The organism is uncultured Agrobacterium sp., from assembly GCF_913777885.1.
In the GTDB taxonomy this organism is placed as follows: Bacteria; Pseudomonadota; Alphaproteobacteria; order Rhizobiales; family Rhizobiaceae; genus Agrobacterium.
Genome location: NZ_CAJYTV010000001.1, coordinates 169,214 through 184,025, shown reverse-complemented (window position 1 = coordinate 184,025; position 14,812 = coordinate 169,214). Strand labels below are relative to the sequence as shown.

12 protein-coding genes are annotated in these 14,812 nt (G+C 58.4%); 6 read left to right on the top strand and 6 right to left on the bottom strand.

Translation table 11 applies throughout. The features are described from left to right. Nucleotides 1–413: 413 nt before the first annotated feature. A complete protein-coding gene (locus QZ869_RS00825) occupies nt 414–1,664 on the top strand; it encodes a Zn-dependent hydrolase (protein WP_296102027.1) in 1,251 nt (416 codons plus the stop codon). A 32-nt stretch (nt 1,665–1,696) separates the two neighbouring features. Further along, nucleotides 1,697–3,151 (top strand): dihydropyrimidinase, encoded by a 1,455-nt coding sequence (hydA, locus tag QZ869_RS00820; RefSeq protein WP_296102049.1) that lies wholly within the window; start codon nt 1,697–1,699, stop codon nt 3,149–3,151. A 95-nt stretch (nt 3,152–3,246) separates the two neighbouring features. Here hydA and mnhG read toward each other — a convergent pair whose 3' ends face one another. Genes mnhG through QZ869_RS00790 form a run of 6 tightly spaced genes read right to left on the bottom strand, consistent with a single transcriptional unit; the run spans nt 3,247 to nt 9,256 of the window. Next, nucleotides 3,247–3,600 (bottom strand): monovalent cation/H(+) antiporter subunit G, encoded by a 354-nt coding sequence (mnhG, locus tag QZ869_RS00815; RefSeq protein ID WP_296018156.1) that lies wholly within the window; start codon nt 3,598–3,600, stop codon nt 3,247–3,249. Beyond that, on the bottom strand, nt 3,597–3,878 hold the full coding sequence (locus QZ869_RS00810; protein ID WP_296018158.1) for a K+/H+ antiporter subunit F: 282 nt from the start codon (nt 3,876–3,878) through the stop codon (nt 3,597–3,599). Before QZ869_RS00810 ends, mnhG begins: the two co-directional genes overlap by 4 nt. After that, nucleotides 3,875–4,363 (bottom strand): Na+/H+ antiporter subunit E, encoded by a 489-nt coding sequence (locus tag QZ869_RS00805; protein ID WP_296018160.1) that lies wholly within the window; start codon nt 4,361–4,363, stop codon nt 3,875–3,877. The genes QZ869_RS00810 and QZ869_RS00805 overlap by 4 nt, the downstream gene beginning before the upstream one ends. Continuing rightward, a complete protein-coding gene (locus QZ869_RS00800; RefSeq protein ID WP_296074015.1) occupies nt 4,360–6,006 on the bottom strand; it encodes a monovalent cation/H+ antiporter subunit D in 1,647 nt (548 codons plus the stop codon). The genes QZ869_RS00805 and QZ869_RS00800 overlap by 4 nt, the downstream gene beginning before the upstream one ends. Continuing rightward, entirely contained in the window at nt 6,003–6,338 is a 336-nt protein-coding gene (locus QZ869_RS00795) for a Na+/H+ antiporter subunit C (RefSeq protein ID WP_296018164.1), read from the bottom strand. Before QZ869_RS00795 ends, QZ869_RS00800 begins: the two co-directional genes overlap by 4 nt. Further along, a complete protein-coding gene (locus QZ869_RS00790) occupies nt 6,338–9,256 on the bottom strand; it encodes a monovalent cation/H+ antiporter subunit A (protein ID WP_296102025.1) in 2,919 nt (972 codons plus the stop codon). The genes QZ869_RS00795 and QZ869_RS00790 overlap by 1 nt, the downstream gene beginning before the upstream one ends. An 898-nt stretch (nt 9,257–10,154) precedes the next feature. Between QZ869_RS00790 and QZ869_RS00785 the strand changes: the two genes are divergently transcribed. The 4 genes from QZ869_RS00785 to QZ869_RS00770 are packed head-to-tail and all read left to right on the top strand — an operon-like array spanning nt 10,155 to nt 14,807. Further along, nucleotides 10,155–11,840 carry a globin-coupled sensor protein gene (locus QZ869_RS00785; RefSeq protein ID WP_296097749.1) on the top strand — a complete coding sequence of 562 codons (1,686 nt, stop codon included), beginning with the start codon at nt 10,155–10,157 and terminating at the stop codon, nt 11,838–11,840. Further along, on the top strand, nt 11,840–12,133 hold the full coding sequence (locus QZ869_RS00780; RefSeq protein ID WP_296018169.1) for an STAS domain-containing protein: 294 nt from the start codon (nt 11,840–11,842) through the stop codon (nt 12,131–12,133). The genes QZ869_RS00785 and QZ869_RS00780 overlap by 1 nt, the downstream gene beginning before the upstream one ends. A gap of 3 nt (nt 12,134–12,136) precedes the next feature. Continuing rightward, nucleotides 12,137–12,502 carry a chemotaxis response regulator CheY1 gene (cheY1, locus tag QZ869_RS00775; protein WP_062425087.1) on the top strand — a complete coding sequence of 122 codons (366 nt, stop codon included), beginning with the start codon at nt 12,137–12,139 and terminating at the stop codon, nt 12,500–12,502. Nucleotides 12,503–12,518: 16 nt separating this feature from the next. Beyond that, nucleotides 12,519–14,807 carry a chemotaxis protein CheA gene (locus QZ869_RS00770; RefSeq protein WP_296097748.1) on the top strand — a complete coding sequence of 763 codons (2,289 nt, stop codon included), beginning with the start codon at nt 12,519–12,521 and terminating at the stop codon, nt 14,805–14,807. Nucleotides 14,808–14,812: the final 5 nt, after the last annotated feature.

The window sequence follows — 14,812 nt, the reverse complement described above, 5'->3', positions numbered from 1 at the left end:
CCTCTCAAAACCGGTTGAGGGCGCGCGCGTAAAGCGCCAGCACGATCAGCGTGCCGAAGCCGAGCGCCAGAAAAAGGACATCGGGCATAGGGTTCTCCTGTTATGTCAGGAGCGCATGATGATCCTTCAGGCCGTCAGATTTCGATTGGGAAGATGGAGCGCCGACATAAGGAAAATATAAAGACGGGACCGGCGCGTTCTGTCGTCCGCCGGTTTAGGTCGAGGCTTAGCCATTAAAGATCGATCTTGCTTTACAGGTTGGCGAATCACGATTTTTCGTGGGATGCAGATGAACAAGAAAAGGTTTCGGATGAGAGCGGTAAGCGTTCCATACCGGAGGCCAAGGACGGGAACGACGTCCAGCAGTGTGACGAAGAACCACTGCTGGCGAACACGACTGGAAGGAAAACGCTATGGCTGCGCCCGGCGAAAACATGCGCGTGAATGCCGACAGGCTCTGGGACATGTTGATGGACATGGCGAAGGTCGGTCCCGGCATTGCTGGCGGCAACAACCGCCAGACGCTCACCGATGAAGATGCCGAGGGCCGCGCCCTGTTCCAGTCGTGGTGCGAGGCCGCAGGTCTCACCATGGGTGTCGATAAGATGGGAACGATGTTCGCCACCCGCGCTGGCGAAGACCCCCACGCCTTGCCGGTTTATGTCGGATCCCACCTCGACACCCAGCCGACCGGTGGCAAGTTCGATGGCGTTCTGGGCGTGCTGGCGGGTCTGGAGGTCGTGCGCACCATGAACGATCTCGGCATCCGCACCAAGCACCCGATCGTCGTGACCAATTGGGCGAATGAGGAAGGGGCGCGCTTTGCGCCTGCCATGCTCGCCTCCGGCGTTTTCGCTGGCGTCCACACGCTGGAACATGCCTATTCGCGCAAGGATACCGAGGGCAAGACCTATGGCGAGGAGCTGGAGCGCATTGGCTGGCTGGGCGAGGAAGAGGTCGGTGCGCGCAAGATGCACGCCTATCTCGAATACCACATCGAGCAGGGGCCTATCCTCGAAGCCGAGGACAAGACGATTGGCGTCGTCACCCATTGCCAGGGTCTGTGGTGGCTTGAGTTTACCCTGACGGGAAAGGAGGCGCATACTGGCTCCACGCCGATGACCATGCGCGTCAATGCAGGACTGGCGATGTCACGGATTATCGAGATGGTGCAGACCGTCGCGATGGAGAGCCAGCCTGATGCGGTCGGTGGCGTCGGTCAGGTGATCTTCTCTCCCAATTCTCGCAATGTCCTGCCCGGCAAGGTCGTCTTCACAGTCGATATCCGTACCCCCGATCTCGCCAAGCTGAACCATATGCGCGACCGCATCGAGGCGGAAGCGGCGAGCATATGCGAAGCGATGGGCGTCGGCTGCTCGGTCGAAGCTGTGGGCCATTTCGACCCCATCACGTTCGATCCCACTCTCGTGGACAGGGTGCGTCGTTCGGCGGAAAAGCTCGGCTATCCGCATAGAGACATCATCTCCGGCGCCGGGCATGATGCCTGCTGGGCGGCGAAGGTGGCGCCTGCAACCATGATCATGTGCCCCTGCGTCGGCGGTCTTTCCCACAATGAAGCTGAAGAGATTTCAAAGGAATGGGCCGCGGCCGGTTGCGACGTGCTGTTCCATGCGGTGGTAGAGACAGCCGGGATCGTGGAATAAAGTAGCAGCCGTGCGTCGTAATAAGGGGAGCAATCATGACCATCATCAAGAACGGCACGATCGTAACCGCCGATCTCACCTATAAGGCCGATATCCGCATCGAAAACGGTGTGATTACCGAAATCGGGCCGGAGCTTAAGGGTGGCGAAGAACTGGATGCAACGGGATGCTACGTCATGCCGGGCGGCATCGATCCGCATACGCACCTGGAAATGCCTTTCATGGGCACCTACTCGGCGGACGATTTCGACAGCGGCACGCGCGCAGCACTCGCCGGCGGCACGACAATGGTGGTGGATTTCGCTCTTCCCAATCCCGGCCAGTCCATGCTCGAAGCCCTGACCATGTGGGACAACAAAACATCGCGTGCGGCCTGCGATTATTCTTTCCACATGGCGATTACCTGGTGGGGCGAACAGGTCTTCAACGAGATGGAGACCATCGTGCGCGACAAAGGCATCAATAGCTTCAAGCATTTCATGGCCTATAAGGGCGCCTTAATGGTGGATGATGACGAGATGTTTTCCTCCTTCCAGCGTTGCGCCGAACTGGGCGCGCTTCCGCTTGTCCATGCCGAGAATGGCGATGTGGTGGCGCAGATGCAGGCAAAACTGATGGCGGAAGGCAATGACGGACCGGAGGCGCATGCCTATTCCCGCCCGCCGGAAGTGGAGGGTGAAGCCACCAACCGCGCCATCATGATTGCCGATATGGCAGGCTGCCCGGTCTATATCGTCCACACCTCCTGCGAACAGAGCCACGAGGCCATCCGCCGCGCACGGCAGAAGGGCATGCGTGTCTATGGCGAGCCGCTGATCCAGCATCTGACGCTGGATGAGAGCGAGTATTTCGCCAAGGACTGGGACCATGCCGCCCGCCGCGTCATGTCTCCGCCCTTCCGCAGCAAGGCGCATCAGGATAGTCTCTGGGCAGGCCTCGCCGCTGGCTCGCTCCAGTGCGTGGCGACGGACCATTGCGCTTTCACCACAGAGCAGAAGCGCACTGGACTGGGAGATTTCCGCAAGATCCCCAACGGCACCGGCGGGCTGGAAGACCGGTTGCCGATGCTGTGGACCTATGGCGTCGGCACGGGCCGCCTGACCATGAACGAGTTCGTTGCCGTCACCTCCACAAACATCGCCAAGATCCTCAACATCTATCCGAAGAAGGGGGCAATCCTCATCGGGGCGGATGCCGATCTCGTCGTGTGGGACCCGAAGCGTGGGAAGACGATCACCGCTGCAAGCCAGCAATCGGCCATCGATTACAATGTGTTCGAGGGCAAAGAGGTGATGGGCCTGCCACGCTTTACTTTGACGCGCGGTCATGTTGCCGTCGAAGAGGGGGCAATGAAAAGCCGCGAAGGCCATGGCCGCTTTGTTTCGCGCCCGCCACTGACGGCTACGGCAAAAGCGCTTTCCACCTGGAAGGAACTGACCGCGCCGCGCAAGGTGCAACGCACGGGCATTCCGGCAAGCGGGGTCTGATCGATTTGGATGAGTCATAGGGCTTTTCACGCGATCACGAACTCGCCTGAGATGCTCTAGTTAGCTGCGTTCAACCCTGTTGACGATCAGATGCGTCACAGCTTTTCCGGCTGGTTCGGCTTGCTTGGATTCTGCTCGGCGCGGTCGCGATAGAGAGCAGCACGACCGAGAAGCATCAATGAGACGGGCGTCGTCACTGTCATGAAGATGCCGATGAAGATTTCGTGGAAGACGAAGCGTTCGCCGGACACAGAGAAATAGATGATGGACGCCATGACGATGCCGCCCGTTCCCCAGCTCGTGCCGAGTGTGGGGGCGTGCAGTCTTTCATAGAAGCTCTGCAGCTTGGCAAAGCCGATTGTGCCGACCAGCGTCAGTGAAGAGCCGAGCAGGACGAAGAAGGCAACGAGAATGGCTGCCCAGAGCGGAAATTCTGCCGCGTCGATCATTCGATCACCTCACCACGCATCAGGAACTTGGAAAGTGCCACAGTCGACACAAAGCCGAGGATCGACATCAGAAGTGCGGCCTCGAAATAGATGTCATTGCCGGTGCGCAGACCAAAGGTCATCAAAAGCAACATGGAGCTGACATAGAGCGTGTCGACGCCAAGCACGCGATCTTGAGCCCGTGGACCGATTGCGATGCGATAAACGGAGATTGCCATGGCAATTCCCAGAAACAGTTGGGCCAGAGAAAAGGACCAGAAAAGGATAATCGAACTCATTCGAATATCTCCATCAGCATTTTTTCATATCGGTTCTTGATGAGATTGATCCACGCCGTCTCGCTGACATTGTCCAGCACGTGGATCAGCAATGTGCCTTGCGAGGAATTGTACTCCAGCCATGCGCTGCCCGGCGTGGCCGTCAGAATGATGGACAGAACCGCAAGACCGAATGGATCGCGAAGGTCGAGCGGAACGGTCAGAAAGCCGGACTTGCTGTTTCTCTTCCGCCCGAAGAGAATGAGTGTAGCGACCGAAATGTTCGACCGTATGATGTCGTACAACACGATCGCGATGAGCTTGATGACCGCAGTCCAGCTACGGATGCGGGGCTTCGAAGGGCGAAGAGAGGCCATGGACCAGGAGGCAACGAGCGCCACCGCTGTTCCGAGGAGGAGATGTCCCGGCGAGAAGCTGTTGATCGTCATCCAGAATACGATGAGCGACAAAGTCAGGACCGGGTAGGGGAGGATGCGGCTTATCATTGCGCGGCCTCCCCGGCGTTACCCGCACGCGGTGCCGTCATTACGCCCTGAATATAGCTTTCCGGCAGGTCGAGGATGCGTGCGGTTTCCTGCATGTATCGCATGATCGGACCGGCCTGCACGGTCATGGCAAGCGTCATGGCCAGAAGCAGCATGACAGGTGCGATTTCGATAACGAATACACGAGGTACCGTTCCTTCGAGCGATCCCCAGAAAGTCCGAATACCAGCACGCGTCATGGAGATCAGCGCTGCAAGCCCAGAGAAAACAATAAGGAAGACGAGCCACCACGAAAGCGTCGACACCGTATTGTCGGCGCTCAGTCCTTGCGGATTGAGGATGGCAGAGAGCATCGAGAACTTTGCGATGAAACCTGAGAGCGGCGGCAATCCGGCCAGCAAAATGCCGCATGCAGCAAAGCAGGTTCCAAGCACTGCCATCGTGCCGGGCATGGTGACGCCGACCTCGTCTTCCTCGTCATCGTCGTCAGCATCGCCATAGGCTTCCATGGTGACGGCAAGAACGTTGGCGCCCGCATCCTGTCCACGTTCCACCAGTTCGATCAGCATGAAGAAGGCGCTGATGGTGAGTGTGGAACTGACGAGATAATAAAGCGCGCCTGCGGCAACCATCGGGTTGCCGGTGCCCATGGCGGCCAGCAGCGTTCCCGACGAAACCAGAACGGAAAAGCCTGCGAGGCGTCCAAGTGCCTGCGAGGCAAGCACGCCGATTGTACCGAAGACGATGGTGGCGATCCCGCCGATCAACAGCGCGTCGTGGCCGAAACCGGCAGAATCTCCGGCTGTCTGTCCGAAAAGCAGGAAGGAAAGACGCGCGATCACATAGATGCCGACCTTGCTCATGATGGCGAAGATGCCGCCAATAGGTGCAGACGCCGCGCCGTAAGCGGAAGGTAGCCAGAAGTTCAGCGGCCACATGCCGGCCTTGACGAGAAAGGCGATGCCGAGCACCGCTGCACCGGTTTCCAGCAGCATGCGCTGGTCGGGATTGAGGCCTGCAATGCGCTGCGCCAGATCGCCCATGTTGAGCGTGCCGGTCACGCCGTAGATCAAGCTGACGCCGATCAGGAAGAACAATGCTGCGACGAGGTTGATCGCCACGTAGTGCAGACCGGCTTTTACCCTCAACTGCCCGGAACCGTGCAGCAGCAGACCGTAGGATGCAGCCAGCATCACTTCAAAGAAGACGAAGAGGTTAAAGAGGTCGCCGGTCAGAAACGCGCCGTTTACGCCCATCAGCATCAGATGGAAGAGGGAATGGAAATGCGCACCCGACTTGTGCCACTTGGCCAGCGAATAGACGAGCGACGGTATCGCCAATAGTGACACCAGAAGCACCATCAACCCCGAAAGACGGTCCGCCACCAGCACGATGCCGAATGGGGCGGGCCAGTTGCCGAGAAGATAGACGCCGGTGGAAATGATCGCGGCGATTTCGGTGTTCACCGTCGAATTGACCTCGATGAAGAGCCCAATGGAAACGGCGAGCAGCACCAGTGTCGAGATGAAGCTGATTGCTGCCTTGGTTTTGCGCTTGCGCTCATCGATGAAGAGCAGGATCGCACCGGTGATCAACGGCACCAGAATGGGTGCGATGACGATGTGTGATGGGAATGAGTTCACTTGCTCTCCCTCCCGTCTACATGGTCAGTGCCGGTCAAACCACGCGCGGCAAGAAGCACCACGAGGAAGAGGGCAGTCGTGGCAAAGCCAATCACGATCGCCGTCAATACCAGTGCCTGCGGCACGGGGTCGGCCAGCTGTGAGGTTGCAACTCCGTCAAGCAGGACAGGCGGCGCGTTGGTCTTGATGCCGCCCACTCCGAAGATGAAGAGGTTGACGGCATAGGACAGCAGAGACAGGCCGACAATGACTTGATAGGTGCGCGGACGAAGGATGAGCCAGACGCCCGATCCCGTCATCACGCCGATGCCGATGGCGAGAATAAGTTCCATTACACATCCTCCGCTTTGGCGGCGTCGGGTGTGCGTAGCTTGTAGTTACGCAATGATTGGTGCGCCAGTGCTATCAAAATCAGAACCGTGGAGCCGACCACGAGTGAGAAGACACCGAGATCGAAGAGCAAGGCCGACGCCGTCGGCATTTTCCCGATGTAGGGGATTTCCGTATACTGGAAGTAGGAGGTCAGGAACGGATAGCCGAAATACCACGAGCCCATCCCTGTCGAGGCTGCCATCAGCAGGCCGAAGCCCATCCACCGCAGGGGCAAAATACGGATGCGATCTTCCGCCCAGCGCGTACCGCCTGCCAGATATTGCAGCAGGAAAGCGATCGCCATGGTGATGCCCGCGGCGAACCCGCCGCCCGGGAGATCGTGACCGCGCATAAAGAGGAAGATCGAGAAGGTAACGATGACCGGGAACATCCACTGCATGATAACGGAAGGCACGAGCAGATAGTCGCGCACCGTATCGCCCTTGCTGCGCTCCGGGCTTTCGGCATCAAAAGCATTCTGGATCAATTGCTGCTCAGGTAGCCCAACACTATCCTGCGCCGGACGGAAACGACGCAAAAGCGCGAAGACGGTCAAACCGACGATCGCCAGAACCGCGATCTCACCCATCGTGTCGAAGCCGCGGAAATCGACGAGGATGACGTTGACCACATTGGTACCGCCACCTTCGCTATAGGCTCTCTCGAGGAAATAGTTGGCGATGGTGTTCGGCACAGGCAACGTCATGACCGCATAGGCGATCACCGTCATGCCGATGCCGCAGAAGACAGCCAGCAGGAAGTCGCGCCCGCGACGGAGTTGGGCCGGTAGCTCGTTGTTGTTGTCAACCTTCACCATGCGCTTGGGTAGCCAGCGAAGACCGAGCAGGATCAGCACGAGCGTGACGATCTCGACAAGCAATTGGGTGATGGCGAGATCGGGCGCAGATAGCCAGACAAATGTCAGGCAGGTCACGAGACCGGAAACGCCCAGCATGACCAGGGCGGCGAGGCGATGATATTTTGCCTGCCAGGCAGCGCCCATGGCCGCGATCATGCCGATGCCCCAGAGAATCGCGAAGATCGGATCGAAGGACGTGACCCGCGGAAGGGTGAGTGAGAATTGCGAAGACACCAGCGGCGAAAAACCGGCAACGAGCGCGACAAAGATCAGAATGCGCAGCTGTGGCTGCAATCGTCTTGTGCCGAGCGTGCTTTCCAGCCAGCGCGCCCACTTCCACGATACGGTGACGATTATCCGCTCGAAGATACGTTGGCCCCTGAGATGCCGGAAGATCGGTGGGCCGTCGTCGCACTTGGAGAAGTAGTCTCCGAGAAGCGCGTAGATCGCAACGCCACCGATCAGTGCGACGATGCTCATGACGAGAGGCAGGTTGAAACCATGCCAGATCGCCAGGCTGTAATAAGGCGTTTGCGGACCGAGAACCGATACCACCGCCGAATGCAGGAAGGGACCGACGGATAGGCTTGGCACCACGCCGACGATCAGGCAGGCGAGCACCAAAAACTCGATCGGAAAACGCATCCAGCGCGGCGGCTCGTGCGGGTTCGGATTGGGAATGTCGCTGGGCGGCGGTCCGAAGAAGACGGTATGGATGAAGCGCAGCGAATAGGCGACTGCGAAGGCGCCGGACAGGGTCGCTACGTAGGGAAGCGCCTTGTCGAGCAGCGAGTCCGCATGGGTCTCAATCGCCTCGGCAAAGAACATTTCCTTGGAGAGAAAGCCGTTGAACAGCGGTACGCCTGCCATGGCGGCACTGGCGGCCATAGCAAGCGTCGCGGTTGCCGGTAGATAGCGATAGAGCCCGCTTAATCGCCGCATATCGCGCGTGCCCGTCTCATGGTCGATAATGCCAGCTGCCATAAAGAGCGATGCCTTGAAGGTGGCATGGTTTGCCATGTGGAAGATTGCCGCGACGGCGGCAAGCGGACTTCCAAGGCTCAACAATGTCGTGATCAGGCCGAGATGGCTGATCGTAGAATAGGCGAGCAGACCTTTCAGATCCTGCTGAAACATGGCGAAATAGGCGCCGAGCAGGAGCGTGGTAATGCCAGCGAAACCTACGAGCCAGAACCACTCCTGCGTGCCGGCTAGAACCGGCCAGAGCCTGGCCAGCAGGAACACGCCTGCCTTCACCATGGTGGCGGAGTGGAGATACGCCGAAACGGGTGTCGGGGCGGCCATTGCGTTAGGCAGCCAGAAATGGAAGGGAAACTGCGCACTCTTGGTCAGCGCGCCCATCAGGATTAGGATGAGTGTCGTCAGATAAAGCGGATGTGCCTTGACATCTGCCGCCTTCGCGATGATCGCGTCGAGATCGTAGCTTCCCGCAATGTGTCCCAAGACCAAAAGCCCAGCGAGAAGGCAGAAGCCCCCAATACTGGTGACCGTCAGTGCCATACGGGCGCCGTCTCGGGCGGTGGCATTATTGTGCCAGTAACCGATCAGCAGGAAGGAGAAGATACTGGTCATCTCCCAGAAGATCGATAAGAGAATGACGTTGCCCGACAGCACGATGCCAAGCATAGATCCCATGAACGACAGAAGAAACGCGAAGAAACGCGGGATCGGGTCTTCCGCCGACATGTAATAACGGGCGTAGAGCACGACGAGAAAACCGATCCCGGTAATCAGCATCATGAACATCCACGCAAAACCATCCAATCTCAGCGTGAAGTTCAGGCCGAGTTGCGGCAGCCATTCTACGTCATATTTGAGAACCGCGCCGTTGCGGACGTTGGGATAAAGAAAAACCGTAGCGACGAGACCGACAAGCGCAATGCCGCCTGCAAGGGCCGCTGGTCCACGCGCCGCGCCGTTGCGCGGCATCATGGCGGTCACGAGACTGCCAATAAAGGGAAGGGCGATCAAAATGGGTAGGATGACGTCAAGTCTCATAAATAATGGCAGTTTTCTCTGGCGTTAACACATTCCGTGGCTGCTTCCGCCAGAGATGCCAATCCTTTGATGGAGGAAAGGCGGTCCAGCGGACTAGGACAAATCGTTGATGGGAGGCCCGCGCGGCGCGGCCTGGCGGACGTGACGAACCGGATGGAGAAGAGTTCGCTCCGGTTCGAACCCAATCTGGGTTTTGAGATAGGGTCTTACCACCCCAGCGGCGGATAAAAATGTATCAACAAAGTCGTGAATGCTGACGGGTACGAAATGTCGGCAAGGGCTGATCTCCGGCTGGTTGAGCAACCTTTCCGGCGACGAGAAAATGCGTGCTTCATCCGAAAGGCAGGCTCGTTCCAGCCTTTGCAGCTTGACGGTCGAGCTTGAAATCGCCATTGCCGGCGTGCCGATAAATACGAGGATGCCTGCGAGGAGAAGGTTGACGAACCTGACAGGATGTCGCGGAACACCGCGATGTCGTCCCATCCATGGCAAAATCGTAACCTCCTTGTTTCTGTCGAGTCCGCTAGAGCATCACCGTAAAGCAAATATCATATTGATTATCTTAGGGTAATGGTAGAACGCTTGTCCAGCGCGTGACGTGTAAAAAAGATAAAAAACCGGCAGAGAACTCGACAGCGTCCAATGCGTGACTCGGTAACTCCCGCGTAGCTCCTGCAAATCAATGGCAAATTTTAATATTCGTTGCCTCAAACCACTATTCTTAACTTTCAGGCAAGGAATTAACCATAAAGATGTGACGTATTTCACGGCGAAATGGAGACACTCTCTCCTTTCAGGCATGATGCCGCGCTGCCGTACCGGGTCGATCCGGTATTCCGTTTGGTTGCAGAAGGCTCAGCTTACATGTGTGCGGCGTCCGTCAGAGACGTCCCATGTCGTGAACATCCCTCAAGGGTACTGGCATTCTCGAAACCGTTATCTGCCGGTCGTGCCGGCAAAGCTTTGGGGGCGTCACTTGGGGCAGGACCTGCCGACAGATCATTCGCGAAGGACCACGGGCGGTAGCCTGGGTGGCCGTTTGCGTTTCGCTGGTCTCGATCAGGACCAGTGTGATCTGTTGCGCCGCTACCGTACTATGCTCGAACCCCATCTGAAGGCTGGGCTTCGCGATCTGATGGTGCGCTTCCAGTCCATGCCGGACTGTTCACCATCTTTCGAAAGTGACAACCAGGTCGAACGGCTGCACGACATGCAGACGGCGCACTGGTCGGTACTGACCGATGCACGCTTCGATGCGGTCTATGCCGAGCGCGTCAAGGTTTTGTCCGACACTGAAAGCCGCATGGGTCTCGATCCTCGCTGGAGCGTTGCCGGACGCGCGGTCGTTCTGGAAAATCTGCTGTCGGGACTTATTGCACAACATCCGCCTCGCTCGCTGCTGCCAGGTGCGCGCAAACGTCATCAGGAACTGGCCGCGGCCGTTAAGTCGGTCGTCAGGCTGGTGATGGTCGATACTGAAATTGCGGTGTCGCTACGCTTCAACGAATTGCGCATCCGCCACAATCAGGAGCTTGCCCGTCAGCGGGAAGATGATCAGGCAGAGGTGACTAAGCTTTTTGGCGAGGCGCTGAATGCCTTCGCCGCAGGAGATCTCACCGCCCGCATTGGCGGCGAGGTGCCCGAAGCCTACCGCGAACTCGCGGACGCTTTCAATACGGCCATGGCCCGCATTGGTGGCTCCATGTCCGCCACGCGGGCGAGCGTGGAAAAGGCGCATAGCGTGGCTGAGCGTATGTCGCGCGAAAATGGCGGCCTTGCCTTCGCCTCCACGGAGCAGTTCCGTCGCCTCAGCGATGCCTCGCACCGCCTCGGTGACGTCATTCACAATGTGCGCGACAATAGCGAGCGGATTTCAGCGGCGGAGAGTGCGGTTTCGCAGGCCCGAAATGCGGCTACACAAAGCGGAATGGCTGTGGGTGAGGCGATCAGCGCCATGTCGGACATCGAACAGTCGGCTGAACAGATCGGTCGCATCATCGGATCGATCGACGAGATCGCCTTCCAGACCAATCTGCTTGCGCTGAACGCCGGTATCGAAGCGGCTCGCGCTGGTGAAAGCGGCAGGGGCTTCGCCGTCGTTGCACAGGAAGTGCGCGCCCTGGCGCAGCGTTCCGCTGACGCGGCAAGGGAAATCAAGAATCTCGTCAATGGAACGAAGACGCAGGTCGATGAAGGCGTGCGGATGGTTCATCGCACGCAGGAGGCCATAGAGGGTGTCGTGCGGCAGGTCACAGGCATCAGCGATATGATCGGTGATGTCGCCCGACGCACTGGCGAACATTCCGGCGACCTCAATCATGTTGCAGTGGAACTGGATGCCATCGGCATGGACGCCAATCGCGCCGCCGAGCGCCTTTCCTCCTCGGCTGCCGAAGCGGACGACCTGCACACAGTCATTCTCGAGCTAGGCCGCACGGTGCGCGAATTCCGTATTGCCCGGCAGGCTTATTCCGACGACGAGTTCGTCGCACAGCCGAGAAACGCCAATGCGACCGCCATGCGACCCGAGCGCATGGATTACGGCCATGCGCAGCAACAATATAAACGCCAAGGAGTCATTTGATGGCAGGCAGGACAGCAGCGCATTCGACACTGAAATTGTCACCTGTGCTGGACCTCACTCAAGCATCCGTCTTGTACGGCAAACTGAAGGAGCTCCGGGGCAAGCCGGTTACGGTAGACGCCTCCGAGGTCGAGCGCGTGGGCGCACAGTGCGTCCAGATTCTGATGGCTGGCATCAAAGCCTGGGAAGCAGATGGCAAGCAATTCACATTTTCAAAGGCCTCTGAAGCCTTCGATAAAACCCTTAAACTGATCGGCGTTGATATCGGTCATATGCTCCCGAAGGAGATATAGGAAATGAAGAAAAAGGTTCTCACAGTCGACGACTCCCGCACGATCCGCAACATGTTGCTGGTGACGCTCAACAATGCCGGTTTCGAAACCATTCAGGCCGAAGACGGCGTGGAAGGTCTGGAAGTTCTGGAAGGCTGCAATCCTGACGTCATCGTCACGGATATCAACATGCCGCGTCTCGATGGCTTCGGTTTCATCGAGGGTGTACGCCGCAACGAAAAATATCGTGCGGTTCCGATCCTGGTGCTGACCACCGAAAGCGATGCCGAGAAGAAAAACCGAGCCCGTCAGGCTGGCGCGACCGGTTGGATCGTCAAGCCGTTCGACCCCGTAAAGCTGATCGATGCCATTGAACGTGTAACTGCCTGATACGGGATCATTCACGATGGATATGAACGAAATCAAAGAAATCTTCTTCCAGGAGTGCGAGGAGCAACTTGCAGAGCTGGAATCGGGACTTCTTAAACTGAATGACGGCGACCGCGACCCGGAAACCGTAAATGCTGTCTTTCGTGCCGTTCATTCCATCAAGGGTGGAGCAGGCGCATTCGGTCTCGATGAACTTGTCGCCTTTGCGCATGTCTTCGAAACCACGCTCGATTGCGTTCGGTCCAATAAGCTCGATCCTAATCAGGATGTGTTGAAAGTCATGCTGAAGTCGGCGGACGTACTCGCCGACTTGACGAACGCTGCCCGCGACGGCGGAAGCGTCGAAGAAAGCCGCACGCGCGGTCTGGTCAAGGAACTCGAGGCTCTGGCCAACGGTGAGACGATCACGCCGTCCGCAGCCGAGCCGGCAGCCGCCAAACCGGCAGTCAAGGCAGCCGTCGTGCCGCCGCCTGCGCCTGCACCAGCGCCGACGGATGAGAGCGGCTTCCAGCCGATCGCTTTCTCCTTCGGCGACTTCGAGGACGCGGCCATTCCGCTGATGGAAACGCCGACCTACAACATTACCTTCAAGCCTTCGGAAGCCCTCTACTCCAAGGGCAATGAAGCTGCGCTTCTGCTGCGTGACCTTGCCCGCATCGGCGAGATGAGTGTCAACTGCGATATGAGCGCGCTGCCATCGCTCGACGATATCAATCCCGAAGGCTCTTATTTCGTCTGGAACATCTCGATCAAGACGGAAAAGGGCGAGGAAGGCATCCGCCAGGTTTTCGAATTTGCGGAATGGGATTGCGAACTTGATGTTACCGTAGTGGAAGACGCCTCGTCGTCCGATGAAGAACTGCCAATGATCCCGGTGCCCTTCGATCTTTCTGCTCTGGAAGAAGAGGTGCATGACGAGCCCGCCGTTCAGTCCGCGTCGAGCGATGAACCGGTGGTTGCCAAGGCCGTTGCCGCAGCATCGGTGGCATCCGAAGTTACCCAGGCCGTTGCCGCAGCCGTGGAAAAGCGCGAAGCGGCGTCTCCCGCTGCCGCATCGAACAACGCGAATGCCGCTGCTGCCGCCAACAATGCGAGCGCCGGCCAGACGATCCGCGTCGATCTCGATCGTGTCGACCGCCTGATCAACCTTGTGGGCGAGCTCGTCATCAATCAGGCGATGCTGTCGCAGAGCGTCATCGAAAACGACACGACTGGCACATCTGCCGTCAATATGGGCCTGGAAGAACTCCAGCAATTGACGCGCGAAATCCAGGATAGCGTTATGGCGATCCGTGCGCAGCCGGTTAAGCCGGTCTTCCAGCGCATGTCGCGTATCGTCCGCGAAGTCGCCGATATGATCGGCAAGCAGATCCGCCTGATCACAGAAGGTGAAAACACCGAAGTGGACAAGACGGTCATCGACAAACTGGCCGAGCCGTTAACCCACATGATCCGCAATGCCGTCGACCACGGTATCGAGACTCCGGAAAAGCGTGAAGCCGCCGGCAAGAACCCCGAAGGCACCGTCAAGCTGACGGCCAAGCACCGCTCGGGCCGCATCCTGATCGAACTGCAAGACGATGGGGCCGGTATCAACCGCGAGCGCGTTCGCCAGAAGGCGATCGACAACGATCTGATTTCCGCCGATGCAAATCTGACGGATGAGGAAATCGACAATCTGATCTTTGCGCCTGGCTTCTCCACCGCCGACAAGATTTCGGACATTTCCGGCCGTGGCGTCGGCATGGACGTGGTCAAGCGTTCGATCCAGGCACTTGGCGGTCGCATCAGCATTTCCTCGCGTCCGGGTCTTGGCTCGACCTTTACGATGAGCCTGCCGCTGACGCTGGCCGTGCTTGACGGCATGGTGGTCACCGTTGCCGGTCAGACGTTGGTCGTACCGTTGACCGCGATTGTCGAAACGCTTCAGCCGGAAGCGCAGAACATCCACTCCTTCGGAGCCAATCAGCGCCTCATCTCCATCCGCAACTCTTTCTGCCCGCTGGTGGACGTTGGTCGCATCCTAAACTTCCGTGGCACCCAGGCCAATCCTGTCGAAGGTGTAGCGCTTCTGGTGGAATCGGAAGGCGGCGGCCAGCGCGCTCTGATGGTTGATGCCATCCAGGGTCAGCGCCAAGTCGTCATCAAGTCGCTTGAGGCAAACTACACCCATGTTCCCGGTATCGCCGCCGCGACCATCCTCGGCGACGGTCGCGTGGCGCTCATTCTGGACGTGGATGCCGTTGTCGGCGCATCCCGCGGCCAGTCGCTGAAACAAGAAATGTCGCTCGCGGCAACAGGCTGAAAAGT

Bases quoted from the DNA above. Each gene is read 5' to 3' on its own strand.
- QZ869_RS00805 (WP_296018160.1), bottom strand. From the start codon at position 4,363: ATGATAAGCCGCATCCTCCCCTACCCGGTCCTGACTTTGTCGCTCATC.
- QZ869_RS00780 (WP_296018169.1), top strand. From the start codon at position 11,840: ATGGCAGGCAGGACAGCAGCGCATTCGACACTGAAATTGTCACCTGTG.
- QZ869_RS00825 (WP_296102027.1), top strand. From the start codon at position 414: ATGGCTGCGCCCGGCGAAAACATGCGCGTGAATGCCGACAGGCTCTGG.
- QZ869_RS00795 (WP_296018164.1), bottom strand. From the start codon at position 6,338: ATGGAACTTATTCTCGCCATCGGCATCGGCGTGATGACGGGATCGGGC.
- QZ869_RS00790 (WP_296102025.1), bottom strand. From the start codon at position 9,256: ATGAGACTTGACGTCATCCTACCCATTTTGATCGCCCTTCCCTTTATT.
- cheY1 (WP_062425087.1), top strand. From the start codon at position 12,137: ATGAAGAAAAAGGTTCTCACAGTCGACGACTCCCGCACGATCCGCAAC.
- QZ869_RS00770 (WP_296097748.1), top strand. From the start codon at position 12,519: ATGGATATGAACGAAATCAAAGAAATCTTCTTCCAGGAGTGCGAGGAG.
- mnhG (WP_296018156.1), bottom strand. From the start codon at position 3,600: ATGATCGACGCGGCAGAATTTCCGCTCTGGGCAGCCATTCTCGTTGCC.
- QZ869_RS00810 (WP_296018158.1), bottom strand. From the start codon at position 3,878: ATGAGTTCGATTATCCTTTTCTGGTCCTTTTCTCTGGCCCAACTGTTT.